Here is a 26,043-nt window from a genome sequence, read left to right as displayed (position 1 = left end):
AATATCTCAGTTCCTATAACCTAGACGACCGAGGATTGGGAATCCGGCAAAAAAATAAATAAATATGCGCGCGCACATCGATGCGGTTTGATTTGGTATGGCAGGCAGAACAAACTGTTGTTTCTGAAGAAATTATCTATTTCCGCTCGTGACGCGCCATTGCGTCGCGGCAATGCGCCATCGCCAGCTTCAAATCTGAAAATACCGTGCGCTCGGATACGCCAAGATGCTCTGCAATGCGACTATTTGGCCATTCTTCGATACGGCTCAATGCAATTACTGCCTTCGCGCGCTTCGGAAGTCCTGAAAGCGCGTTTTTGAACCACATAAGTTCCTGCCGATCGATAATGATCTGTTCAATCGACGGAACATTGTGCGGCACGCCGTTGATTGTTCCTTCATCAACGCCGTCAGCCTCTACTGCCTTGCTCACCTTGCGACGGCGAAGATGATCGAGTGCGAGATTTTTCGCGGTCTGGTGAAGGTATGCTTCGAGGTGCTCGACACTGCCGTTTTCAACTGCCTTGTGCGCACGAATGTACGTCTCCTGCGCCAGATCTTCTGCAGTTTGAGCATCGCGAACAATCCTCATGACGCTCCACATGAGCGACCGCCGATGCGTTTCAAATAACGCATTTAAAGCCGCTGACATTCACGCCTCCAAAAGCTGCAACGTGCAAAAGCCATTCAATAACAACCGCTGCTTTGACATAAAGACGGTCGCTTTGAATTGGGAGCCTAGTTCGGCTAATTTTAAGCCCGGTCTCGTAGTTTTTGGACATCAAAACACGCCTGTAACAAATCTGAATTTCTCGCAGGAACATTTTCCGCAATAATCATTCGCATTAGTCACTTATGACGAGCCTTTCAACTGCAACCATTTAGAACCAATCAAAAGTGAAAACGCGCCCAACTAAACATGAGTAGTTTTGTGAGCTTTTAGCGTTGATTTTTCTACAGAGTCTATCGAGGAGCTGTTATCAGGCCTGCAAAAGCGAGCAACAAAATGATGCGCAGTTGTTGTATTCTTGTCACAACAGACAAATTGAGCTCGCAATGTCTCCTTTGTTTATATGCGCCGTCAATTCGAACAAAAGCCGCTATTCACATGATTCACGATATCCAACCAGAAAACTTCGATGCTGGAAGCGGTTCGAGGGGGATTAAAATGGTCGCAGCCTATGTCGGATCTGCTGCTGTTAGTGCGGTTGTTTACATCGCGATGAAAGGCAAGGCGCACAAGAAACGATTGATAGTTTCTACATTCCATTTTGTGCTTCTGAGTGCAGCTTTTACGGTGTAGTTTATTCAAACAGAAGTCGGTTGTGGAATTATAGGCAAAAATGGCATTACGCCCAACTGGGCGACTGAGTGTTAATTGGTAGCTTGGCGAACGGATATCGCGCTCTGCGTCGTCGTGCAGGACGAGATCTTCCATCTCGACCAACTCACCATCAAGCCACAGCGATGCGAAGGCACCCAACGAACGCACACGTTCGCCAGCCCGTGAATGCGCAAGATTCTCATCAACACCCGCCAAGGCCTCGCTGGCGCGCGCCTTCGGTGACAGCAGGTAAGGGGAAGTTTGACGGCGGTTTGATATTATTGAATTGGAGTAAAGAAAACCGCAGCGATTTCAATGCTCAGATAGAGCAACTTGCCAATTTCGACCGCCGTAAAACAAGCCGAACACGACAACCTCTCGCTCCGTGCCATTGAAGGCGATTGTTATTCTACGTTCAAAACCAACAGTTCGGAGCCCTTCACCTATATCGTTACGTAGAGTGCCTCGCTCAGAGGCGGAGTTAAAAGCCGCGTATATAGTTTTCAAGTCTATCGATATAAACAGGCGCAATATCAGGCGAGGCTCTTTCGGCTATCCAATCATAAAGAGCCAAAAGATTTGCCTCAGCTTCCGGGGACAAGACTACCGATCTGCACATCACTTATGATCCTTCATGCGTTGAGCATGTCGATTGCGAATTGAAGCAAAAGCAGCATCAACAGTCACCGCCCGAGAAGGGTCTGATTTCATTGCATCGAAAGACGCACGAACTTCATTGTGTAGCCAGCGTTCGATCACTTCATCCCGCTCTCTTAATGCACGGAGCCAGCACGAACAACCTCACCAACGGAAGCGTAGTCCCCATTCCTGACCTTAGATTCTATAAAAGCTGCCTGCTCACTAGGCAGGCTAATGCTGCTGAAACGTTCCAATGTGGGAGAGCTTCATACCCGCTTACCAAACAACATCGCTAACCCAAACAACGCCCCCAATGTAGCGACTATGGCAAGTGCAATTGAAGGTTCACGCAGATTCATCGCCATCATGGCCGAAACGCCCCCTAACGTTGCAATCAGTGCACCTATAAGACGAGCCCCCGTGGATCCGTAGAAATGCGTTCGCTGTACCGGCTTCTTACCGGGATGTTGCTTCTTCTGCCAATCTTCGAGCGCATTTCGAAACTGGCTGAACAGAATTTTCCGGTTAGGCAAATCCAACGGACTCACCAGCAGGGTTGGATAACCCGATCGGACCAGCTTGAGGAGATCGTCATCACCCCAACGCGTCAAATCAGAAAATGCAATTGGTGCACGGCGTGAAAACTCTAAACCGTCGGGGGTGATCTTAATCAGATGGCGGGTTGGGAAGACTTTGAAGGTTATGAGCAATGGTACCAACAGGGCCAGCAGAGCAACTACTCCCGCGATGCCCAACGAACCACGATTGAAAATCACCAACACAAAACTTCCCGCACTCAGTGCAAAGGCAAAAGGAACCGCCAATTGGTGCCAGCGTGTATACACCGATGCGCTAATTCCATCCGCACTATTCATCATTAAAACCTTTCAGAAATGCCGTTCGTAAAATTTCGGCATCTTAGATACCGAAGGCAAAAATTATCAGGTGGGAGCGCCTGCGCACAAGTGTCAGTCGTGTATTAACGATGCCTATAGTACATAAAGCCATCAATTCACTTATCAATAATTTAGCAACAGGCCAGACCGCCACCATGCGACATGACAAACCTGCCGATTATCGCTAGTAACTCAAGTAAACCATCCCCGACAAACTTAAAACAGTTCAGGCCGGGCAAAAGGTTTCTGTGATGTTGATCTGGATCGCCTGCCTATCATCGGAGTTTGGAACCGTCACAACTTGCGCGGATTTCATCCAGTCGACCAATGATCACTGCTATGCCGAAGCAAACAGACCCAAGCCCAAATGATAATGTACCAAGTATCAGTCTTTGTACTGACGAAGCCTCAACAATGAACAATAACCCAATCAGGATCTGAACTAATCCGAGAATGAACACTGTAATCTTCATTCTTTTTCAACCGACTGTTCTGGTTGTATATTGGAAAATAACGGTACTGCGACTGCCAACATATCCCTGTCCGTCATTTAATAACAGCAGCGCAATCGAATTTGATGGCATCAATCTCTCCTGAAGCAACATTATATTCACTTACCTGAAGAAATGAACACATATAAATCTTTTCTTCATTCTGCAGAAAAACATAATTTCCCGTCGACGTTTTGATTTCATAGCCTTTCTCAACGAGATCAAGAATGGTTGGCTTTCGTTCAGCAATGGCTGAGGACGTTATCGCAAGGACGACGCCGAGTGTAGTGAACAAGATTCTCATTTTAGTCCCATAAATAATAATGCATTCAGAATAGATGGTCTTTCTAAGAGACCTGTGAATTCTTAAGTTCTGCTTCGATTCCGCACAACAAAAAACCACTGTACAACTCCGGCTCCAAACGGCACCATTAAGTCGGTATGACACCCGTCCTTCATAGAGGGTGTGGTTCGCGGCTCCGCAATATGACGCTCTAAATGTCGCGGCAGGAGAAAGTCCGTCTCGTCTATCAAACGTCTTCTGGGCCTCGACCAGAAGAGTGATCATTTTCCGTTTGAGGATAGGATCAGCAAGGCCAAGGCGGAAAAGTGGCTCGGTCACTCAATGTTCTTCCTTCATCATCTGCATATGCCCATGCAGTTCCTCGATGGAAATTGAGTCTCCTCGGTTGTTGATTTGCCAATAGGCGCGATACGAGCAACCGGCGGAAACGCGAAGCTCTCCGTTGACGTTATTGCGGAGAAATTGGGAAGGCACCGTTCGACGATTTTTTGTGAACTCAAACGTAATCAGTTTAACGATGATGAGATCGTGGATCTTACCGGCTATTACTGCACGGTTGCCGACCAGAAATCCCGTGAGCGTCGCTTGAAGCAACGCAAACTCGTTCGGTTTGATGAGCTACGTCAATCCGTGATCCAGCACATCAGCGATGGATGGTCACCGCAACAGATTGCCGGGAGAATGCGGTTGGAGCAACATCCCATCGCTCTCAGTCATGAAACAATCTATCAGTTTGCGTATTCCGCGGATGGTCGAAAAGAAGAGCTGGAAGTATCTGCCGGAACGCCGCGCCATACGGCGCCCACGTCATGCCCGGCGTCATCATGGGCGCCGCTTTCCACCAGAACTGAGCATCCTTTATCGTCCAGACATGGTTGCCAGGCGCAAGCAGTTCGGCCATTGGGAATGTGACACTATCCAGTTTCGCAAGAAGTTTGGCAACGCCAATGTGGCGTCTCTGGTCGAGCGGGTGAGCCGCTTTACGGTATTGCTACGTAACAATGATCGTCAGTCACGACCGGTGATGAATGGCGTGATTAGGGTATTCCAGCCCCTGCCCCAAATGGCCCGCCGATCGATCACCTTGATCGCGGCACTGAGTTCACACAATGGGCTTATCTGCAGGCAGGGATTGGATCACAAACATGGTTTTCCGATCCGCAGTCCCCCTGGCAGAAAGGCACTGTTGAGAATACCAACAGACGCACAAGACGCTGGCTTCCCAGAGACCTTGATCCGCTGACACTCAGTGATCGAAAACACCTGCAGAAGTCTTTCGGCAGAAACGCATCTTAAACAGACATCGTTATGAGTAAACTCAAAACGCAAAAGTCGCGCTTCAGCATGACCTCACATTTCCACTTGTCACAGAGTGTCTGCGCAAAAATCTGGCAGACCTCTCGCCTGTCTGGTGGCTGATGGTTGCGCTTTGCATGGTGCTCTTCTTTCTGGACATCCGCATTCAGCCGGATCGAAGAGCGCCCTTCATGTCAGATACGAACTACCTCAAAGAATTGAGGTGAGCCAAGCTCTTTCTAGTCAACTGTTACCTCGAAAGTGAGTGTCAATCGCAGCTTTAACACGGGCAACCCCCACAGATATATTGCTGCTTGGTATGGAAGAATATCCCATACGGAAGAAGTGACATGGGGCTTCATTGCGTGGAAAAAAGGGGGAGCCGGATTCTATGAGTACCCCGTGTTGCCGCAACTCTCGCACCAGCCGATCCGCGTCCAGCCCCTTCGGTCCTTCCATCCAGAACGAAGTGCCGCCAAAAGATGAGGATCCTGCTACAACAAGACCTTGCTTCTTGAGATTCTCGGCCATCAACACATGCCGCTTGTGATACTCGGTACGCATACGATGCAATACGGCGTCGTAATGCCCGAGGGCAAGGAAGTACGCGGCGGTGCGTTGGAGATGCCCCGGCGGATGTCGTAACATCAGCGAGCGTAGAGCACGCGCTTGACGAATAAAGGGTGCAGGTGCAACGAGATAGCCGAGCCGCAAGCCGGGAAAGAGTGATTTCGAGAAACTGCCTATGTAGAGCACGCGGCCTGAGGTATCGAAAGATTTGAGGGCTGGGGAGGGTGGCGCAAGAAAGCTGATCTCGAATTCATAATCGTCTTCAACAATAACGAAATCCTTTTCCGCAGCCGCTTGAAGGAGCTTCATACGGCGGTCGATTGGCATCGTTGCGCCTGTCGGAGAGTGGTGACTGGGGGTGACGAAGACGGCGTCTGTTGCTGGCGGCAGATTGTCCGGGGGCAAGCCTTCGGAATCGACATTGATGGTGGTAACGTCCGCACCACTTAATAGAAGTGAAGCGCTAATATCGGGGTGACAAGGGTTCTCGCAAACGGCGGTTGTGCCCTTGCCAAGTATCAGCCGCGTCACTATCCACAAGGCATTTTGTGCACCGACGGTTACAAGGATCTCGTCAGGATTGGCGTGGATACCGCGTCGAGGGAGAGTGCGCGAGCAAATATAATTGACAAGTTGCACATCGTCCGCAGCCGCAAAATCACTTGCCATCGAGATAAAGTCTTCGCGCGCCAGTGCGCGCCGGTTGCAATCGCGCCATGCGTTGAGATCGAAGAGAGTCGGGTCCATCTGGCCATAGAGAAACGGATAGGGATAGCGTCTCCAGTCGAGCGGCTTTTCAACCTGGCGCACTACGCTGAAATCGAGCGCAACCTTGCGGGACCAGTCAACTTCTGAAGCTTGAGAGGGCAATTGATCGGTTACAAGTGCTCGGCCCGGCGGATTGCGTGCGATGCGATACGAGCTTCGATCAACCGCTTCCATATAACCTTGAGAGACCAGTTCTTGATAAGCAAGTGTAACGGTAATGCGCGAAATGTTCAGATAGATGGCAAGTCGACGTGTAGAAGGCAGTTGCGCGCCGGGCACGATGCGTCCGGCGAGAACTGCCGAGACAACTGTTTCTCGCAGCTGAGCCTGAAGCCCCAAACCGCTTTCGCGGTCGATGAAGAAGATTGTCTCGGAGACATGAGTTTGCACGAGGTCCATCCTCAGAGCGGTTCCAGTGATGGCTGAACCGTTGCAACCGCTCTATCTATTTGTTTAGCCATTAGCCGGAGCAAAACTGCTTCGCGCTTTTGACTCAATTACTTAATCTGGACCTATTCAACTTCCAATCTGGATATAACGCAAGTGGGAATACACTGCTTATCTCTATAAGCACAAGACCGGCAAAGCCGGCGGGGAACATCAAATGGAGGTTAGCATGCTTTTCAGGACTATTAAGAGCCTGGCGGCCACGGCGAGTATTGTCGCGGGCGTTTTGGCATCGAATGCGGCATATGCTGAAACTCGACTGGTCGTCGGTTATCAACAGATCGTGGGCCCATTCATCGCCGCGATCGCCGACGGCCGCTTTGACGCCGCAGCTAAAGAAGCGGGCTACGCCATAGATTGGCGTCAGTTCAGCTCCGCTGGCGACATTACGACAGCACTTGCCTCTGGCGATGTTCCGATCGGAGTGATCGGCTCCACCGGCACAGCATCGGCAGCAACGCGTGGCGTCGAGTTGCAGCTCTTCTGGGTTCTCGACAATATCGGAAAATCTGAAGCACTCGTTGCCCGCGACGGATCGGGCATTGAGTCGCCGACAGATCTCAAGGGTAAAAAAGTGGCGGTGCCATTTGTTTCCACTTCACATTTCCACTTGCTTGTGGGTTTGAATCAGGTGTGGAAGGTCGACCCGAAAGAAGTCGAAATCCTGAACTTGAAACCGCCGCAGATCGTTGCTGCCTGGCAGCGGGGCGATATTGATGCGGCTTATGTCTGGCCGCCAGCGCTCTCGGTGATCCAGAAAACTGGAAAGACAATTTCCGACTCCGAAGTCATTGGTGCGGCCAGTGTGCCCACATTCGACGGTCTTGTGGTCGATAAGAAATGGGCAGAACAAAACACCAAATTCATGGAGGCATTTACTAAAGTGCTGGCCCAGTCTTATGCCGATTATAATGCCGACAAGGCAGCTTGGACGGAGGATTCCGCGCCAGTAAAGGGCATTGTAAAGCTTATCGGTGGCGATGGAGCAAGCACAGTTGAGGCACTCGGACTGCTTTCATTCCCTAATGCGGATGAACAGGCATCGGAGACCTGGCTTGGTGGTGGAGCAGTGCGCGCACTCAATGAAAGCGCTAAGTTCTTGGCAGAACAGAAGCAGATAAGCAAAGCGCTCGACGATTATTCGCCCTTTGTTAATGCTGATTTTGCTAAAGCTGCCGCTAAATAGCGCCTCCGCTAATCTCGCATCGGCCGTCTTAACTGGCCGGTGCCCTCTTCATCCGTATAGAGCAATTCAAGTGAGCATGAATGAATGTTTGCGTTTGGGGTTGCGTGAAACTCTATACTGCCCTTGACCAAGGTGCAGGGAGGCATATCGTATGGAAACGCTTAATGTCAGAAATATCGGTCTAACCTACCCGGGGCTTTACTCGGATCAGGCGATAATCGCCCTCAAGGGAGTGAACCTTACTATTAACAGTGGCGACTTTGTCGTGGCACTCGGAGCATCGGGTTGCGGAAAGACAACACTTCTCAATCTCATGGCGGGTTTCATGGCGCCTTCAGAAGGTGACATTTCGCTTGGTAATCATCACGTCAATGGACCAAGTGCCGAACGTGGGGTTGTCTTTCAAAAGCATGCGCTTCTGCCCTGGCTCAATGTTATGGAAAATACCGAATTTGGTTTGAAGCTACGCGGCGTCGACAAGGCTACACGTCGGGAGTTGGCCACCAAAAACCTCGCTCTGGTGGGGTTGCAGGATTTCCATAACCACATGATTTACCATCTTTCGGGCGGAATGCAGCAACGCGTGGGAATCGCGCGAGCGCTGACATGCGACCCCGCCATGCTGTTGATGGACGAGCCAATGGCAGCACTTGATGCGCTGACGCGCGAAACTATTCAGGAGCTCTTGCTCAAAGTTTGGCAGCTGACCAATAAGATGTTCTTCTTTATCACACACAGCGTGGAGGAGGCACTGTTTTTGGGTTCCCGACTGATCGTCATGTCACCGCGCCCGGGCCGCATCACCCATACCTACGATCTTGATTTCAACCGTCGCTTTCTCGAGGAAGGCAACGCTCGCGCTATCAAGTCCAGCCCCGATTTCATCCGTATGCGCGAGGAAGTTCTGGGCATTATTTATGGTGACGAGCGAGCGTCTGCCGATCGGGAGGTGGCACATGCTTGACCGTGTAACCCGCTCCCCATCCACCAAGCCCGTCAAGGCAGGTAAGATCTTTGGCGCTCCTGGTGACGGTGCCAGTGGCATGATCAGCCTTGCGACAGCCAGTTTCCTTATCGCGCTATGGTTCCTCGTTACCGAAACTGGCTGGATCAAACCGCTCTTCCTGCCTTCACCTCTTGCGGTATGGGACAAGTTCATTCTGGCACTAACGGAAGGAGTCTCGAACTCGACTCTTTGGCAGCACACACTGGCGAGCATAGGTCGCGTATTTGGTGCCTTTGCGTTGGCACTCGTCACGGCGGTGCCCATTGGTGTTCTCATGGGCGTTAATCGGGTCGTCCGGGGCCTGTTTGATCCGGTCATAGAGTTCTATCGGCCGTTACCACCGCTCGCATATCTGCCACTTGTCATCATTTGGCTCGGCATTGGTGAATTTCCCAAGGTATTCCTGATCTATCTTGCGATCTTTGCGCCCATGGCAATCGCGGCGAGAGCTGGTGTGCGATCAGTCTCTATAGAGCAGATACATGCGGCTTATGCGATGGGCGCCACCCGTTGGCAGGTCATCAGCCAAGTGATCATGAAAGCGGCTCTCCCCGAAATCTTCACGGGCATGCGCATCGGTATAGGTGTTGGTTGGACCACCCTGGTCGCGGCTGAAATGGTCGCGGCGAACAGAGGCCTCGGCTTCATGGTTCTGAATGCGGCCGAAAATCTTGAAAGCGATACCGTGATCATGGGTATCTTCATCATCGGTATCTTCGCTTTCGCCTTCGACCTTTTGATCCGATACCTCGAAAAAGCACTGATCCCTTGGAAGGGGCGTATCTAAGCCCCACCACTTCTTTTGATCTTGGCCATCGCAGCCCATGCAGGGCGGTCTTACTGGCCCGGCGGAGCTATGCCTTCTGACATACCAAAGGAGATAACGATGACACTGACCGCAAATGATCTCAAAGCCTTGTTTGATGCATTTAATAGGCACGACATTGATGGAGTCATGCACTTTTTCGCTGAAGATTGCATCTTCAACGCCGTCGGTGGACCGGAAATCTACGGCACTCGTTTCACGGGGCGTCAGGAGATTTCAGCTGCATTCAGCGGGGTCTGGAAATCGATGCCGGATGCTGAGTGGGTCAATCACAGCCACTTTACTGATGGAGATCGCGGCGTTTCAGAGTGGACCTTCTCCGGCACGGCAGCTGATGGCAGTCGTATTGAAGCAGAGGGCTGTGATCTTTTCACCATCCGAGGCGGCAAGATCGTGCGCAAGCAGGCGTTTCGCAAGAACCGCCCGGTTCTACAACCTCGTCAATAATACCGGAACAACGCCATGCAACAGCACGCCAATTTCATAAAGGCCGAGCGACAGCCCTTCGATCCGGCCTACGATCCTAACCACTCGTCCAGCCCTGGTATTGGTAAAGACTATGCGCCTACCTACTGGATCGGCACAGCAGGGCCGGCACCAGAGGACGATGGTCCTGTCACGCACGATCTGGATGTCGATGTTGTTATCATTGGCTCGGGCTATACTGGTCTTTCCTGCGCCATACACCTGGCGCGAGAGCACGGTATCAAGGCCACGGTTCTGGAGGCAAACGGCGTCGCCTGGGGCTGTAGCACCCGCAATGGTGGGCAGGCGCAGATTTCCGCCGGACGTCTGAAGCGCTCGCAATGGATTGCCCGTTGGGGTGTCGATGTTGCGCGCAAGATGCATGCAGAGGTTGCCGAAGGCTTCGATCTCTTCCGGGCATTGATACGGGAGCCGGAGATCGATTGTGAGCCGCAGGATGGCGGTCATCTTTACATTGCTCATCGTGACAAGATGCTGCCGTCGCTTGAAAGTGAAGTCCACCTGCTGAACAAGACGTTCGGCTATCGGGCTCGCATGGTGTCGCGTAACGAAATCCATAGCGATTTTGTTCGAGACGAAGAAGCACGCGGCGCATTGTATGAGCCAGACGGTATGGGCATCCATGCCGCGAAGCTGGCTTTCGGATATCTTCGCCTCGCACGACGGCTCGGGGCTAAAGTACATACTTCCAGTCCAGTGCTCGATTGCACGACCAAAGGGGGGATGCACTATCTTACAACCCCCGGCGGCACGGTTCGTGCACGCGCTGTTTGTATCGCCACTGCCGGTTATACATCGCCAGGCATGAATGCGCTGACCCGCCATCGGCTAATGCCGATACTGTCAAACTCAATTGTCACCCGACCCTTGACGGATAGCGAACGGGAACTGCTCAACTTCAAGACACGCATTCCCCTTACAGACACGCGCACACTGCGCCATTACTTTCGGATGCTTCCGGATAACCGGGTGCAGATCGGCAGTCGCAGCGCCATCACAGGGCGCGACGCAACCAATCCGAAGCATCTCGATTTGCTGTTGAATGGCCTTTATCGCAAGTTTCCGACCCTTCGCGGTGTCAATGTCGAATACTCCTGGTGGGGCTGGGTGGATGTCAGCCACGATATGATGCCTCGAATCTTCCAGCCGGACCCTTCGCAAAAGTTGTTTTACGCCATGGGTTATGGCGGCAACGGCGTCATGTATTCAGCTCAGGCTGGCCGTCGAATGGCTCAGCTGGTCGCGGGCAAAGGAAGCAATCTGCAGCTTCCGATTTTTACCTCTCCTCTGCCAAGCCATGGTCTGCTGACGCCGTTTCGACGGATAGGGCAGTGGGGAATGTACCGCTGGTACGCGCTGCGCGACGAAATCCTCTAATCAATTGAAGCCAATCCTTTCAGAAAGGAACTCTCCATGAAAATGACCACCGAGGAAGCCTTCGTCAAAGTTCTCCAGATGCATGGTTTAGAACATGCTTTTGGCATCATCGGCTCGGCGATGATGCCGGTATCAGATCTTTTTCCAAAGGCTGGCATTAAATTCTGGGACTGCGCTCACGAAACCAATGCCGGCATGATGGCAGATGGCTTCAGCCGCGCAACAGGCACAATGTCAATTGCCATTGGCCAGAATGGCCCTGGTGTTACTGGCTTTATTACTGCCATCAAGACGGCATACTGGAACCATACCCCGCTCTTGATGGTGACACCACAGGCAGCCAACAAGACGATTGGTCAGGGCGGTTTCCAGGAAGTTGATCAGATGGCCATGTTCAAGGAGATGGTCTGTTACCAGGAAGAGGTACGTGATCCCTCGCGCATCCCTGAAGTGCTGAACCGGGTGATTGAAAAGGCCTTGCGGGGTTGCGCCCCGGCACAGATCAATATTCCTCGCGATTACTGGACACAGGTAATCGATGTAGATTTACCGGCAATCGTCCGTTTTGAACGTCCGATCGGTGGTCCGCAGGCCATCGAGGAAGCGGCAAAGCTGTTGTCGGAAGCAAAGTTTCCAGTCATCCTCAACGGTGCTGGTGTTGTTATTGGTGGCGCTATCGGGGAGTCAATGAAACTTGCCGAACAGCTCGACGCACCGGTCTGCTGCGGCTATCAGCACAATGATGCTTTTCCCGGTAGTCATCGTCTTGCGGTCGGGCCGCTCGGTTACAACGGCTCGAAAGCGGCGATGGAGCTGATCTCAAAAGCTGACGTAGTGTTGGCGCTTGGTACCCGCCTCAATCCATTCTCGACCTTGCCGGGCTACGGCATAGATTATTGGCCGAAGAACGCTGCGATCATTCAGGTTGATATCAACGCTGATCGTATTGGGCTGACCAAAAAAGTATCGGTTGGCATTTGCGGTGATGCCAAACAGGTTGCGCGGCAGATTCTTGAGCAGCTTGCTCCCTCGGCTGGCGATGCGGGTCGTGAGGAACGTAAAGCGGCGATCCATCAAACCCGATCTGCGTGGCAGCAACAGCTCTCCTCAATGGACCACGAGGACGATGATGTCGGAACTGAATGGAACGAAGGTGCACGTAAACGCGAACCTGATCGCATGTCACCCCGTCAGGCCTGGCGCGCTATTCAGGCTGCTCTGCCAAAGGATGCAATCATATCGACCGACATTGGCAATAATTGTGCAATCGGCAACGCCTATCCAACTTTCGAAGTTGGCAGAAAGTATCTTGCACCGGGCATGTTCGGTCCTTGCGGATACGGGTTTCCGTCGATTGTCGGCGCCAAGATCGGTTGCCCGGATGTCCCGGTAGTAGGCTTTGCAGGTGACGGTGCCTTCGGGATTTCGATGAATGAAATGGGCTCAATTGGCCGAGAAGGATGGCCTGCAATTACTATGGTGATCTTCCGCAATTACCAATGGGGTGCGGAAAAGCGCAATACGACACTATGGTATTCGAACAACTTCGTTGGCACCGAACTTAATCCCAATCTCAGCTATGCGAAAATCGCCGAGGGTTGTGGTTTGAAGGGAGTTTCCGTCTATACGACTACGGCACTCACCGAAGCGCTTTCCACCGCGATCTCAGAGCAGGAAAAGGGCGTGACGACGTTCATAGAAGTCATCCTCAATCAGGAACTCGGTGAACCCTTCCGGCGCGACGCTATGAAAAAGCCCGTGCCGGTTGCCGGAATTGACCGCGCGGACATGCGCGTCCAAAAGCGAGCTTAATCCAGATTGATTACCAAGCGCCTGCCCGGGCTACCCCGGGCGGGAGCGGCGGGGTGATCTGAATGACCTCGCTACCTTCGCTACCGTGGCATTACGGCACCTTTATCCTTGTCAGCATTCACTATCTGGGGCTCGCCTGATGAAACCGCTTGATCATATCATCGAAACTGCCAAAGCATCGCCGCGCCGGATAGTGCTTGCCGAGGGAGAGGACTCGCGCATTATTGAGGGAGCGATCCGCGCCACGCGGGAGGGGGTCGCTGAGATCATTCTTGTTGGTAATCGCTCGACTATCGAGGTAAGCCTTGCTGCGGCAGGGGCGATACCCGAAGACTTCCAGATTGAGGACCCAATCTCGTCCGAATTAGCCCCGGGATTAGCTAAGGCCTATCATGTTCTTCGCGCGGGTAAGGGTGTTGATGAAGAAGCAGCCACTATGGCACTGCGTTCCCCGCTTGTTTTTGCGGCTATGATGGTGCGCGAGGGTGAAGCAGACGGGACTGTGGGTGGAGCGATAGCGACAACTGCCGACACAGTACGCGCCGCACTGCAAACAATTGGTCGAGCGCCCGGCACGGGCCTTGTATCGAGCTTCTTCCTGATGATGCTGTGCGCGCCGCACCATGCCAAAAAAGGCATCTTCGTTTTCGCCGATTGTGGCCTTGTGGTCGAACCCGATGCGGCTAGTCTCGCCGATATCGCTGTGAACTCGGCTCGTTCCTTTGAAACCCTCGCTGGCAAGCCGCCAAAAGTGGCCATGCTTTCGTTCTCAACGGCTGGCAGCGCTGTGCATGAAAAGGTTTCCAAGGTGGTGGAGGCAACCCGGCTCGCCCATGTTGCCGTGCCCGAACTCATCATCGACGGCGAACTGCAATTCGATAGCGCCTTCGTTGAAGCAATCAGCGACGCCAAGGCACCTCAATCAGTGTTGCACGGCGGGGCCAACGTTTTCATATTTCCCAATCTTGATGCGGCAAATATTGGCTACAAGATCGCCCAGCGTATCGGTGGCGCGACTGCTATCGGGCCTGTCATGCAGGGTCTCGCTAAACCCGCCAATGACCTGTCCCGTGGTTGCAGCGCTGATGATGTGTTCCACATGATTGCCATCACTGTTGTCCAGGCTGGCTATATTAGTTAGAAGTCTTCACGGTTTTCGATAGGTGATGCGGCTTTTTGCAATTGGCCGGAACCTATTTTTATTGTCTTTTTCATAAGCACTGCCCTCCATCCTTGTCTGATTGTGACGCGGAGGGCAGCATGCAGTGGCTTCAGTCGATACTTCAGCAGGCCCCTGAGATAGCATTGTTTCTATCTCTGGCTGGCGGTTATGCGCTAGGAAAATTCAATTCGGGAAATTTCAACTGGGTGGCGTCGCCGGCTCACTCCTTGTGGCGGTTCTGATTAGTCAAGTCGGTGTTCAGATAGACAATGGATGCACAATTTACAGCAGACTTTCCCCTGGAGGGATGGTTCGTGAACGTTACAGTCAAAAATCGTGATTACTGATATTTCGACCTCCCTACACCCGAAGGCAAAGATAAACGAAGTTACGTCGGACCTGCGAGTGACGAAGCGATCAGGGACAACATTAGGGAGCGAAGGCGCATGGTTAGCACGCTGCGACGCGGGCCTCCCCGGTCCTGATCCTTTTGTGGCGATGTCACGAAAGCCTTAGCCGAGGCCGGACTGTTTCGCTTGCGCGCTATCCAGATCGGGTCAGTGGCATTCAGCACTTACGCTGGAATGCTAGGTGTCCGCTTGCCTTCCACAGCGATGCAGACAGGCGACGCGGATGTTGCCCAGGGCTTCGCCATATCAGCTGAGGTCCAGGACAGTCTGCCGCCAATCCTCGAAATACTACAGTCGGTTGATCTATAATTCCGAGCTGTTCCGCATCAGACAGATAAAGTCAGTGTAACCGCTTTCGTGAATGGCAAAGGTTACAGAGTGGAATTCCTGACCAGTAACCCGGGATCAGACGAATACACAGGAAAGCCATCGCCGATGCCGGCACTGGGTGTCGCCTCGGCGGAAAACCTTCGTTTCCCCGACTATCTTATTTACGAGCCTATCCGCACGGTGCTTCTTTTTCGTCAAGGCGTCACCGTCGTCGTTCCTGCTCCGGAGAGATATGCCATTCACAAACTGATTGTGTCTTCGTGGAGGCTCACAGAGACGTTAGGCCGTTTGAGGGCCGACAAGGACCTTACCCAGGCTGCCCTGCTCTTCGAAGCTCTGGTGCAAAAGCGTCACGGTGATGAGCTAACAGATGCCTGGGAAGAAGCATTGAACCGCGGTGACCCATGGAAAGAAAGCATCGTCAGTGGCCTTTCGAGATTGCCCAAAAAACAACACTAGCCTCCGATATCGTGGAAAGACTGCTGAAAAAGTGATGGATGGACTATGATCCCGTCAAAGAGCAAGCTGCTCAAAGCGAAAAGCGCGCAAGCCCTAGTGAAGGATCAAAGAAAATAACTATGATATCCAGTCAAGAATGCGGTGTGCGGGTGCGGCGACGGATTGCATTGGCGTAATCTCGTCCGAGCTTATTAACCCACTCGCGCACTGTTTCTCGGGTAATGATGATCTCTCATATGCCAGCCTGTCTCGACCATACGAAAACTCTGCGGAAACCGGAAATACAGCCACACTGCGTCAGCGATAATCTCAGGCGAGAAGCGATGGCGGTGATAAAGCGAGGGGAGACTTTCATGCATGCCCTCTTCCCGGCTCAGTTCAGAAGGGACTGAAGCTCACGCGCAGCATGCAGGATACGCAGCACTTCGATGCGTTCTGCATTGTGTGTGAAGAAGACAAGATAGCGATGATGGCGCGCGACGCGCAGGCCTTCGCCGAGGTCGGGTCGTGCCGGGAAGCTGTCCGGGCGCACCGCAATTGCGCTAAAGATGAGCGCTTCGAATTCCGCGATAAAGGATAGGCCCGATCCGGGTTGTCTATCGCGATGTAATCGCCGATCTCGATAAGGTCTGCCTGTGCGGCTGGACGAATGAAAAGCGTCATTGTCAGGCCTTGGTGTAGCGGGCACGCAGGGCTGCAAAGACTTCTTCAGCGGGAATAGCAGGGCCGCTCTCCAGGCCTGCACGAATAGCTCCCCGCAAGGCTTCAAGATCCCGACGTTCGGTGTCGTGCGCACGCACCCAGTCGCGCAACGCCTCTCGGATGACTTCGCTTGTGGAGGCGTATTCGCCGCCGGCAACGGCATCGCGCACTGTCGTTGCCATTTCTGTGGGCAGGGTAATGGTTAGACGTTCCACTGAAGACATGACTAAGCTCCTTTTACGCATACTTTATCATACTTAGTAATCCGGTCAACAGTAGAAGGCCGTCAGAGTAGCAGCCTTGGCCAGTTGGTTTTGGGCCGGCAAGTGCTGCCTAGGCCTTTGGCCCGCGTCGTGTAACTCTATATTCGTTTTCAGTGCAGGCAGCGCGAAAGCCGTAGAAGTTGAAATGATTATATAAATTCAGTTTCGGATTATTCGAGATCACAGAAGAAGACGGCGATATCATCGCAAGTGCTATGAAGCGCGGTTAAAAGGGCGTCTCTGGTCCGAGGATAGCATAAGTTTTCTCTATCCCGGAGGCCATGCGATTTAGACAAAAGTCATCGTTGGGTTCTGCACAGCGCCGAGCACTGCGCAACGGAATGGTCGTCCACACAAATACGTCGCCAGACGCGATCATCATCGGCTCACGGCAGACATTATCTAAGACGTAAATGCTCCGGGGATCCGAGGGAAATCTAATGTCAGGTTTCTGATCTAGAGTCAGAGTCAAGAAAACTCTCGCAACTTAGAAAAGATGAGTTAGTGACAGCTTCTGCTCTTCCGAAGACTTGTGAGAACAGAATAAACGTTATAAAGGATCGCTAATCCAGTCTTCAAATGCATTCCGTATGCTAATTACAAATATCGCTCCGTTTTGTTCAATTTGATAAATAATCAGATGAGCTTTAAACGGATGAATCCGGACAGGCGGAGAGATTTCTTCTCGTTCACGTGCCATTTGTGGATTTTTGGCGATCAGATCCAACGTGTTAAACAGGTCCGAATGATATCGTTTGGCCTGTATAGGTCCGAACATTGCTATGCCGTGCTCTGCAATAGCGATGATATCTTCTTCCGCCTAAACAGAGAGATTAAATACCATTAGTTGCGTTTCAGAGATTTTTCGGCGTTAGCAATTGCCATAGCGAAGAGATCATCCCGCGAACGAGTTCCCTTACCACTTTGCAGGCCATCATCAACAAATCGCTGCAGTGCTGCGATCTTATCGCCACGCATCTGATCCTTACGGATCAAGTCGCGCACATAGTCACTTACGTTCGAATAGCGTCCTGTTTTAGCCTGGGCCTCAACCCATTCTTTCATAGGATGAGGGAGCGAAACATTCATCGTAGCCATCAAATTCTCCTTTCGCTGCAATCCATATTCACAGATTGGCAAAGTTTGTCAATTTATTATCAACTCCTACCGTTGTGTTGTACGCAAGCCAATTAAAGCTGATTGCCAGTCAAGAAAACCCATTCGCCGAAAACGTCAGCAATGGGGCCGGAAGCCGACTGACCGCTGCACGGACATGCCGCGAGAAAGCAGATATCCTGGACCACCTCCGGACGAGGAAATATTCGACAATGCTGCAGAGGGTGTTTAATCTGCTTCCAGCAAAGCAACTATTCTAAATCTCGGCAATGGAATGCAGTCGAGAATGCTTCGAGGAAGGGCGGATCTTGATAAATTTCGAAGACCTGTTGGGAGACGACGAAGTAGCCGTGACCGACCCGCGTGATATTTTTCTCACGCTGGATCGGGCGAAGCGGTTCTCCTTCCCTCGAGATATCCAGACAGAGGTAATGAAAGCTTGGTTCCAAGACCCTAACAATCATGACACCGTTATCAAGCTGAACGTCGGCAGCGGCAAGACCGTTGTCGGCCTACTGCTCCTCCAGAGCTCCTTGAACGACGGCAAAGGGCCCGCCCTTTACATCTGCCCCGACAACCAGTTGGTGTCTCAGGTCATTGAGGAAGCAGGCGCTCTTGGACTCGAGATCGTCGAGGACCCACGCGACCCCGCCTATGCTGCGGGCCAGAGAATCTGCGTTACAACCATCCACAAGCTATTCAACGGCAAATCCGTATTCGGGCTGGAGCAGGTCAAAATATCAATCGGCAGCGTCGTGGTGGACGACGCGCACGCCTGTGTGGCGACCATCGGCGAGCAATTCCGCATCACCCTGCCGAATACTCACCCAGCCTACGGCAAGATCCTCCATGTTGTCGCCAATCAGTTGAAGCGCCAGAGCCCGTCCCGATTCCTTGAGCTCGAGGATAGCGATCCGAGGGTGACTATGGAGGTCCCATTTTGGGCATGGAAGGACAATCAAGACGAGATATTGAAGGCTCTGCATGTCCATAGGGAATCCGAACAACTGCTCTTCAGCTACCCCTTGCTGAGGGAAGTGTTGCCATACTGCCGTTGCGTTATAGGCGGTCAATTCCTCGAGATCGAACCCATCTGCCCACCCACTGACCTCATCAGGTCGTTCTTCAAAGCCAAGAGGCGGATTTATCTCACGGCTACTCTTGCCGATGACAGCGTCCTCGTCTCCCATTTTGGTGCAAACCCCAAGGCGCTCAAGGATCCTATCGTACCTGTGTCCTCACAATTCATGGGCGAGCGAATGATCTTGATGCCGCAGGAGCTGAATCCGGAGATAGACATTGCTGAAGTTAGAGCTTTGCTTGTCGATCTGGCCAAGGATCAAAATGTCGTCGTCATCGTTCCATCCAAGCCCGCAGCGGATGCTTGGAAGGATGTCGCGGATCAAATCCTGATTGGTGACAAGGTAGCTCCGGGCGTCGAAAAGCTCCGGAACGGGCATGTAGGTTTGACAGTTCTGGTGAACCGCTACGATGGTATCGACCTTCCCGACGATGCATGTCGGGTACTGGCGCTCTTCGATCTACCGGAGGTCTCCTCACTCCGCGAGGCAGCCGACATGGCAGTCATATCGGACTCGAAGGCCGGCCTTCGCCGTCAGATGCAGCGCATTGAGCAAGGCATGGGAAGAGGAGTACGGTCCAATGACGACCACTGCGTCGTCTTATTGTGTGGCGCCAAGTTGACCAGTCGCATCAAGTCGGTCGAGGGTCGACAGATGCTGGCCGGTGCCACACAGGCACAGTTGGAGCTGTCCACCAACCTCGCCAAGCAACTCGACGGTACCGACATAGATGGCATACGGAAGGTCATACACCAATGCCTCGGCCGCGACGCTGGCTGGGTGAAGGTGAGCAAGAAGGCGCTCCTTCGAGCCAAGCCGGGGAAAGGTCTCGCTCTCGATCCTACGGCCGTCGCCTTGCGCACGGCGTTTGATCTGGCTCGATCAGGTGACCATCCCGGTGCACTTGAGGAGCTCAGATCAGCCGGAAATCGGCTCGACGATGCGGACGAGAAGGCACTGACGTTGGTCAGGCAGGCGGAGGTTGCTCATCATATCGACCCAGCGAACGCACAGAAGATCCTGTTGTCAGCGCACCGGCTCAACAACTACGTTCTGCGTCCAATCGACGGGATCGCGTACCAGAAACTTGCCCCAGTCGCCGGTAAGCAAGCCGCGAAGGTCCAAGAAATCCATAGATCGACCTTTCTCGAAGCGGTCGACAGGATGCTACGGTTCCAGAGCCTAGTCGATGACCTGCGGTTCGAGCCCAATACCTCCAACGAGTTCGAGGCTGCGATCCACGAGACGGGCAGGCTGCTCGGCCTTGGCTCGCAGAGGCCGGAGAAGACATCAGAGAAGGGCCCCGACAATCTTTGGGCGTTCTCCGATGGTAGCTTCCTCATTATAGAATGCAAGAACGGCGCCACCACAGAGCAGGGCATCTCGAAGCACGACCTGGGGCAATTAGGCCAGGGCATCGATTGGTTCGAGGAGAAATACACCCAGGTGGCGGAGAAGACGGCGTTGATCGTGCACCCCATGAAGACAACCGGGGCTGGTGCGGCGATGATCGAAGGCGCTCGTGTGATGACAGAAGATCAGCTCAACAAACTGCGAAATGCATTGCTAGACTTCGCCAAGGCATTAGGGGACGCGAATGTCCTGAACGACGTGGAGCGGATCGGTGCTCTCTTAAAGACCCATGCCTTCACTCCTAAGATGTTCATCGATCGGTATTCGGTGCCCCTGAAGAAAACCTGATCGCCGCATGCTAAAGCGCCGCAATGTTGGAGGTGACGCTTATGCATTTTGCCGGGGTCATAGTCAGGGTCCAGATGCCACAGTTGCCTGCCTCCATTCTTGTGCTGCAGGCAGGACGTCTTCGGTAATGCAACCGAAAGCGAATAGACAGGGCGTCATCCACCCTTCTCGGTTTCAGCAACAGCCAAAGTAGAAAGGCTGCTATCGGTGTTCGCCAGATCTGCATGGATAACAGCAATAAAGCGCGTTGCCGATCGGTCGGTTGCGACTTCATGTCAGCCATTCGGCGCGCTGCCATCCCCACCCAAAACCTGCCATCCTTTCCGTTCTGCCTAGGGCACGGGCGGGGCCTAAACGCGGCTGGCCGCTTCAATTTGCTAACGTACGAAAAACAACGATCCCCGAGGGGATTACTAACTCAATCCCACGTCAGTCTCCGAGTGTTATGGCTACCGTTTAGGATACTTCTCTCTGAGCGTGTCAAGGTTGAAACGCCACAGACCTTTTTCCTCCATCGCGCGCATTAGTTCTTCCACAGGCGTTTGAGTTTCGAACAGTGTCATTTCCTTCAAAGACGAGTTGACCATGTTTTGCAGATATAAGCCGATCGGTTGTTGATCCTCAAAGAAACTAGTTCTGAACAGAGACAACCAAGCCATGAGGAAGGCAAGAGGAGTATCGGTGCTGTAGGGCATAATGAAGCCACTTACGTCCAGAGCACCAACCTTATGAAGGAAAGGTAGACCGATTGCTTGTGTGAACGGTGCTTCCTGGTGAGGCGACAAGATCAAGGCGACGTTCTGGTCCAGAAGGAATATGCCGTCGAGAGGGAGGACCCTCTCACTGTCGATATACTCCATCAACTCCAATAGGATCGATTGCCAGGGCGACTTCGTCTCGGTTGCTATGATGAAGTACGGGCGATAGAAAACATAGTAGGAAGCCCAGACGTCGGGGCTAGTGACCTGTACTAGCCGAGACATGTTCTTTGCACGTAATGCACGAAACTTCCGAGCTTTCCTCAATTCGTCCGGCATGACGGAGCGCGACAAACTGGTTTTCACTTCGCCAGCGGCTAGTACCCCTTCGATGAAAAAAAGTGTCGGAATATCTCGTGCCGTCGGGAACGGTTGCGACTGATTCGAAAACACCAAATCCATCTGGCCCGATCGGGCCCCAGCGCTGTCGTTGTCGCTTTCCGAAGCGATCACTTCGCCCGTACCCACGTTTACGGATCGGGGTAGGTGCTTTTCGAAGAAGTCGCGGGAGGCGATCTCGAGTGCATTACCCCGTAAACCGAGATGTTCAAAACGAGTGCGCGCTACTTCTAGCTCCAGTTCGAGTATCTTTTGCTGATGCGTAAAAAGATCCTTGAAGTCCATTTTCCCTGCCCCTGTTCTATTCACCGATTAGCAAATCTCCACTGCATTAGAAACTCGTTGGCTTCGGACAACTTGCTCACTATGATCTTTCCAACCTCAGAAGCTTGCCTCGAATGTCTGCATCGGGCAACCGCCGGCCCTCCGCCACAAGTGCCTGTTACGAGTATTGCACAGCGGTTCTTTTGCCAAAGCAAGAAGATCATTCAGCGTGAGGTCAAACAAATGGAGTTGGGCAGCCAATTCCATTTCCGGAATAATGCACGGCGTAGAACAATTCAGCACATTGAAATATTGTGGAAGGCACACTTGCTTCCCTTCAATGACGCAATGTACTTTGCAATCGGGGATGGCGCTGTGACGTCAGTGGGGATTCGTGGAACTAAGTGCGTTAAAGAAGCAGCTTCAGGAACACCTTGGCGATGGCCTGGTTCTGATAGTCGGCTCAGGGCTGTCCTGTGCCGAGGGCGTTCCTGGCATGGGCGCGCTCGGGCATCATCTGGTGACACACATACCAGCCAGCCTGTCCTTGGAAGACACGAAACTCTGGGAAGAGATCCATCCACTCATCGAAACCAATGGTCTGGAAGCGGCGCTGCTGAAACACGCGCCTACTCCGTCCCTTGAGGCTGCCATCGTACAGAGCACCGGAGACTTCATCGCTGCCTCCGAGGCAAACATCATCGCGGAAGTATTCAACAATACGCGGACACTTCGGCTCACCAAGCTTATCCCGCACTTGTTGAAACCAGGTACCGGCATTCCAATCGTAACGACGAACTATGATCGTCTTGCCGAGCTAGCCTGCGAGGAAGCCGGACTGGGCGTCGATACTATGTTTTCCGGCCATTTCGCTGCTCGACTCGATCCGGAGGATAGCTACTGGAGCTTCTGCCGCCACGTGAAGCTCGTCGGCAAGAACGTGCGATACAAGTTTGCCTCAAAGGCCAATGTTTTCAAGCCTCACGGCAGCCTGGACTGGTACCATCGGGAGGGTAATCCGGTCCGCTATGCAGGCACACTGCCGTTGCCGCGCTTAATCATCACGCCCGGACTGAACAAGTTCCGCAGCGGCTACGAGAGTCCATTCGACAAGCACAGAGAAAAAGGGAACGACGCCATCGACAAGGCCCGCCGTTTTCTCATTATAGGCTATGGGTTTAATGATGATCATTTGGAAACCCATCTCACGCCACGCATCAAATCGGGCGTGAAGACCGTAATTTTGACCTATGCGCTTTCCCCCAAGGCGCGAGAGATAGCGATCGAAAACAAAAACGTAGTTGCGGCGGAGTTTCACGAAAACGGTGGAAATGCCGGTGCCCGCATCATCGTCGATGGAGCGGAAGTTTTCTATCCCGGTATCGACTACTGGGACCTCGATGGTTTTGTGAAGGGAGTTCTAGCGGCATGACTAGTCCGGCACTTGAGTTTACGGAGAATGATCAGATCGGGCGCGTGGCCGGTGTTGACACCAGTCGTGTAGCGATAGACGTCACCAATTCCGAAATGCTGACGCGCGTTGGGATCGGGCAACTCATTGCTATTAAAGGCGCGACACAGGCGGAATTTCTTATCGGGATGACCGACCGGGTCACTCGCTCTCTTCGCGAAGAGCTCCCTGATCCAGAAGGCGGTGAATTCGGCGCGCTGACCGTTTCGCCTGCGGATCACATGCAGGCCTTTGTCATCGGTACCTACCGAACCATTGATGGTGACAAGGTAGACACCTTCAAACGCGGCGCGGACAGTTTCCCCCAGATCGACCGCGATTGCTTTGTCATCGAGGGCGGCAACCTACAGCGCTTCATGGGGATCTTGGGTGCCAACGTTTCTGAGGAGGAGCGCTTGAAGCTAGGCACATTTGTCGCCGATCGAAGCGCTGAAGCGATTGCAAGTGGTGATCGCTTCTTCCAGCGTCACGCCGCAATTCTCGGCAGCACCGGCTCTGGTAAGAGCTGGGCAGTCGCCCTCATTCTTGAGAGAGCAGCCAAGCTCAAATACCCCAATCTCGTCGTATTTGATATGCATGGCGAGTACGCTCCCCTTGCTGATAAGACTAAAGGTGGATTCGCGCAGCGCCTCAGGATTGCCGGCCCTGGAGACCTCGCTGCACCGAAAGACGACACTCTCTTTCTACCGTATTGGCTCCTGAACCGCGATGAGATGCTGTCCATGATCTTGGATCGCAGCGATCAAAACGCGCCCAATCAGGCCTCACGCTTCACCCTCCATGTCCGCGAACTGAAAGGCGCAACGCTGGACATGGCGAAAAAGACTACTGTCAAGGAGACCTTCACCGTCGATTCTCCAATCCCCTACGCCATGTCGGAGTTGGTCGACCGATTGGAGACCGACAATACGGCTAAAGGAATCGGTAAAAACGGTGCCGCCATAAAGGGAGATTGGGAAGATAAGCTGACGCGCTTCATCTCCCGCCTGGAAGCGAAGCTCGATGATCGCCGATATGGGTTTATGTTCTCGCCACCTGTTGAAGCGCTCGACTATGGGTGGCTCGCGAAGCAGATCGTGAAACTGCTGCGGGCCGACTCCGGTAACGGCATTAAGATCATCGACTTCTCGGAGGTTCCCGCCGACGTGCTGCCGGTCGTGACCGGCACGCTTGCCCGCCTGCTCTACGACGTCCAATTCTGGATGAACGCGGAGTCACGCACAGCAATTACACTGCTGTGCGATGAGGCGCATCTCTATCTTCCTGTGAAGGATGATGCCGACGCTGTGCAACGGCAGGCCCTGTGGTCGTTTGAGCGCATTGCTAAGGAAGGTCGAAAATACGGCTTCTCTCTTCTTGTGGTAAGCCAACGCCCATCCGACGTGAGCCGAACAATCCTCTCCCAGTGCAACAACTTCCTTGCCCTGCGGCTTACAAATGACAGCGATCAGAACGTCATCAAGCGCTTGATGCCGGATTCTCTCGTCGGTTTGACGGCAATGCTTCCGCTTCTCGACACGGGCGAAGCACTTTTGCTCGGCGATGCGGTCCTACTTCCCACGCGGATTAAGTTGGATCGGCCGCAGGTGAAGCCTGACAGCGCTACGCGAGAATTTTGGAAGGAGTGGGGCACATTGCAACCCGATGAGAAGCTTCTTGAAGCAGCGGTCGAGTGCCTGCGCAGCCAAACCCGGTTGAAATAAAGTCGCTTCGAAGACGAATATCAATAAGGTTCCAGCAACCGTTCTCTCTACTGCGGCGAAACCAATTAACGAATGGCAGGTTGCGGGGTCGCGACGATAAGTCTTACGACAACGTCACAGAAGCTTCGAGCCTCGCGGTTCAAGATGTGTTTGGAGGGGAAATGGCGAAGCGCGATAAATATGCAAGTTGGGATGAGCTAATGCAGAACGCGACCGAGAATGTAGACTATCGCATTTCGGTGCGGCGCATAGAAGGAAGCGCTACGGCGATCCTTGCGCCTCATGGCGGAGGCATCGAATTCCTGACGCTTCCGCTAGCACGCTCAATTGCCGGCGGCGACTACAATTTCTATGCATTCGAGGGCGTCAAGAAAGATGGCAATTGGGACCTGCACATAACCTCGCACCGCTTCAAAGAAGCGCGTGCGCTCACATTGATCGCCGGTTGCGATCGTGTCGTGACCGTCCACGGCTTGGACGGCAACGCTAAGTCGGTAAAAGTCGGTGGTGCCGATGGCGCTTTGGGTAAAGCAATTCATGACGCTCTGATAGCTGCGGGGTTCGATAGCAAGATCGAGACATCAGGAGCGTACGCTGGAACCGAACCGCTCAACATCTGCAATCGAGGCCGTTCCAGAAAAGGCGTTCAACTAGAACTCAAGGCTGGGCTTCGTAACGCGTTGAGGGACGACAAACAGGTATACGACGCATTTGTGGCGGCCATCCGCGCAGCGCTTCAGCAGAATGGGCGCACAGATCGAGACGTTGGCATTGGATGAAGTCTGCTGCCAAAGTGGGCTTAACAAGACCTGCCTGTCTCCTCTCCGCCTAATAATGGTCGTTAGTAGCAGAAAA

22 protein-coding genes and 2 pseudogenes are annotated in these 26,043 nt (G+C 52.9%); 13 read left to right on the top strand and 11 right to left on the bottom strand.

The genetic code is table 11. From position 1 onward, the window contains the following. Positions 1-136 precede the first annotated feature (136 nt). The 5 genes from QBD00_RS15630 to QBD00_RS15610 form a co-directional block, all read right to left on the bottom strand. Entirely contained in the window at positions 137-652 is a 516-nt protein-coding gene (locus QBD00_RS15630; protein ID WP_318579985.1) for an RNA polymerase sigma factor, read from the bottom strand. A gap of 429 nt (positions 653-1,081) precedes the next feature. Further along, a complete protein-coding gene (locus tag QBD00_RS15625; protein WP_318579984.1) occupies positions 1,082-1,540 on the bottom strand; it encodes a hypothetical protein in 459 nt (152 codons plus the stop codon). Positions 1,541-2,097: 557 nt separating this feature from the next. Next, positions 2,098-2,217, bottom strand: a complete 120-nt coding sequence (locus tag QBD00_RS15620) for a type II toxin-antitoxin system ParD family antitoxin (RefSeq protein ID WP_318285402.1) — start codon at positions 2,215-2,217, stop codon at positions 2,098-2,100. Between the two features lie 12 nt (positions 2,218-2,229). Next, on the bottom strand, positions 2,230-2,841 hold the full coding sequence (locus tag QBD00_RS15615) for a hypothetical protein (protein ID WP_318579983.1): 612 nt from the start codon (positions 2,839-2,841) through the stop codon (positions 2,230-2,232). Positions 2,842-3,405: 564 nt separating this feature from the next. After that, positions 3,406-3,972 (bottom strand): hypothetical protein, encoded by a 567-nt coding sequence (locus QBD00_RS15610; RefSeq protein ID WP_318579982.1) that lies wholly within the window; start codon positions 3,970-3,972, stop codon positions 3,406-3,408. A gap of 111 nt (positions 3,973-4,083) precedes the next feature. On the opposite strand from QBD00_RS15610, the pseudogene QBD00_RS15605 reads away from it, so the two are divergent. Continuing rightward, positions 4,084-4,970, top strand: a pseudogene (locus QBD00_RS15605) (IS30 family transposase); the annotation flags it as partial. Between the two features lie 223 nt (positions 4,971-5,193). Here the strand turns inward: QBD00_RS15605 and QBD00_RS15600 are convergent. Continuing rightward, positions 5,194-6,687, bottom strand: coding sequence for a PLP-dependent aminotransferase family protein (locus tag QBD00_RS15600; protein WP_318579981.1), 1,494 nt, complete (start codon positions 6,685-6,687; stop codon positions 5,194-5,196). A gap of 217 nt (positions 6,688-6,904) precedes the next feature. On the opposite strand from QBD00_RS15600, the gene tauA reads away from it, so the two are divergent. From tauA to QBD00_RS15560, 8 genes and pseudogenes are all read left to right on the top strand, one after another. Continuing rightward, complete coding sequence (gene tauA / locus QBD00_RS15595) at positions 6,905-7,921, top strand: taurine ABC transporter substrate-binding protein (RefSeq protein ID WP_151093967.1); 1,017 nt, start codon at positions 6,905-6,907, stop codon at positions 7,919-7,921. Between the two features lie 151 nt (positions 7,922-8,072). Further along, entirely contained in the window at positions 8,073-8,885 is an 813-nt protein-coding gene (locus QBD00_RS15590) for a taurine ABC transporter ATP-binding protein (RefSeq protein ID WP_151093969.1), read from the top strand. Then, on the top strand, positions 8,878-9,714 hold the full coding sequence (locus QBD00_RS15585; protein ID WP_151093971.1) for an ABC transporter permease subunit: 837 nt from the start codon (positions 8,878-8,880) through the stop codon (positions 9,712-9,714). The genes QBD00_RS15590 and QBD00_RS15585 overlap by 8 nt, the downstream gene beginning before the upstream one ends. A gap of 105 nt (positions 9,715-9,819) precedes the next feature. Then, entirely contained in the window at positions 9,820-10,200 is a 381-nt protein-coding gene (locus tag QBD00_RS15580; protein WP_191793692.1) for a nuclear transport factor 2 family protein, read from the top strand. Between the two features lie 15 nt (positions 10,201-10,215). After that, positions 10,216-11,616 carry an FAD-binding oxidoreductase gene (locus tag QBD00_RS15575; protein ID WP_318579980.1) on the top strand — a complete coding sequence of 467 codons (1,401 nt, stop codon included), beginning with the start codon at positions 10,216-10,218 and terminating at the stop codon, positions 11,614-11,616. A 36-nt stretch (positions 11,617-11,652) separates the two neighbouring features. Next, positions 11,653-13,428, top strand: coding sequence for a sulfoacetaldehyde acetyltransferase (xsc, locus tag QBD00_RS15570; protein WP_095448125.1), 1,776 nt, complete (start codon positions 11,653-11,655; stop codon positions 13,426-13,428). A 139-nt stretch (positions 13,429-13,567) separates the two neighbouring features. Continuing rightward, a complete protein-coding gene (gene pta, locus QBD00_RS15565) occupies positions 13,568-14,569 on the top strand; it encodes a phosphate acetyltransferase (RefSeq protein ID WP_191793666.1) in 1,002 nt (333 codons plus the stop codon). 290 nt (positions 14,570-14,859) lie between these two features. After that, positions 14,860-15,789 (top strand): annotated as a pseudogene (locus tag QBD00_RS15560) (GSU2403 family nucleotidyltransferase fold protein). 373 nt (positions 15,790-16,162) lie between these two features. Here QBD00_RS15560 and QBD00_RS15550 read toward each other — a convergent pair. From QBD00_RS15550 to QBD00_RS15535, 4 genes are all read right to left on the bottom strand, one after another. Continuing rightward, complete coding sequence (locus QBD00_RS15550; protein WP_318579979.1) at positions 16,163-16,477, bottom strand: type II toxin-antitoxin system RelE/ParE family toxin; 315 nt, start codon at positions 16,475-16,477, stop codon at positions 16,163-16,165. Next, positions 16,455-16,715, bottom strand: coding sequence for a type II toxin-antitoxin system ParD family antitoxin (locus QBD00_RS15545; protein WP_151093981.1), 261 nt, complete (start codon positions 16,713-16,715; stop codon positions 16,455-16,457). The genes QBD00_RS15550 and QBD00_RS15545 overlap by 23 nt, the downstream gene beginning before the upstream one ends. A 589-nt stretch (positions 16,716-17,304) precedes the next feature. Beyond that, the gene (locus QBD00_RS15540) at positions 17,305-17,562 is read right to left on the bottom strand and encodes a type II toxin-antitoxin system RelE/ParE family toxin (protein ID WP_318580039.1); all 258 of its coding nucleotides are present in this window, start codon (positions 17,560-17,562) and stop codon (positions 17,305-17,307) included. Positions 17,563-17,597: 35 nt separating this feature from the next. Next, the gene (locus QBD00_RS15535; RefSeq protein ID WP_318579978.1) at positions 17,598-17,852 is read right to left on the bottom strand and encodes a type II toxin-antitoxin system ParD family antitoxin; all 255 of its coding nucleotides are present in this window, start codon (positions 17,850-17,852) and stop codon (positions 17,598-17,600) included. Positions 17,853-18,178: 326 nt separating this feature from the next. Here QBD00_RS15535 and QBD00_RS15530 point away from each other — a divergent pair, with 326 nt between their 5' ends. Beyond that, positions 18,179-20,653, top strand: a complete 2,475-nt coding sequence (locus QBD00_RS15530; RefSeq protein ID WP_318579977.1) for a DEAD/DEAH box helicase family protein — start codon at positions 18,179-18,181, stop codon at positions 20,651-20,653. Positions 20,654-21,102: 449 nt separating this feature from the next. Here the strand turns inward: QBD00_RS15530 and QBD00_RS15525 are convergent, their stop codons facing one another. After that, positions 21,103-22,035, bottom strand: coding sequence for a DUF6602 domain-containing protein (locus tag QBD00_RS15525; RefSeq protein ID WP_059757634.1), 933 nt, complete (start codon positions 22,033-22,035; stop codon positions 21,103-21,105). A gap of 373 nt (positions 22,036-22,408) precedes the next feature. On the opposite strand from QBD00_RS15525, the gene QBD00_RS15520 reads away from it, so the two are divergent. The 3 genes from QBD00_RS15520 (at position 22,409) to QBD00_RS15510 (ending at position 25,967) form a co-directional block, all read left to right on the top strand. Further along, positions 22,409-23,446, top strand: a complete 1,038-nt coding sequence (locus tag QBD00_RS15520; protein WP_105731565.1) for an SIR2 family protein — start codon at positions 22,409-22,411, stop codon at positions 23,444-23,446. Then, entirely contained in the window at positions 23,443-25,188 is a 1,746-nt protein-coding gene (locus QBD00_RS15515) for an ATP-binding protein (RefSeq protein WP_318579976.1), read from the top strand. The genes QBD00_RS15520 and QBD00_RS15515 overlap by 4 nt, the downstream gene beginning before the upstream one ends. A gap of 161 nt (positions 25,189-25,349) precedes the next feature. Then, positions 25,350-25,967, top strand: coding sequence for a poly-gamma-glutamate hydrolase family protein (locus QBD00_RS15510; RefSeq protein ID WP_318579975.1), 618 nt, complete (start codon positions 25,350-25,352; stop codon positions 25,965-25,967). Positions 25,968-26,043: the final 76 nt, after the last annotated feature.

Origin of the sequence: Ochrobactrum sp. AN78, from assembly GCF_029909885.1 — a bacterium.
GTDB lineage: Bacteria > Pseudomonadota > Alphaproteobacteria > Rhizobiales > Rhizobiaceae > Brucella > Brucella quorumnocens.
This window is presented reverse-complemented; position numbering and strand designations above follow the sequence as displayed.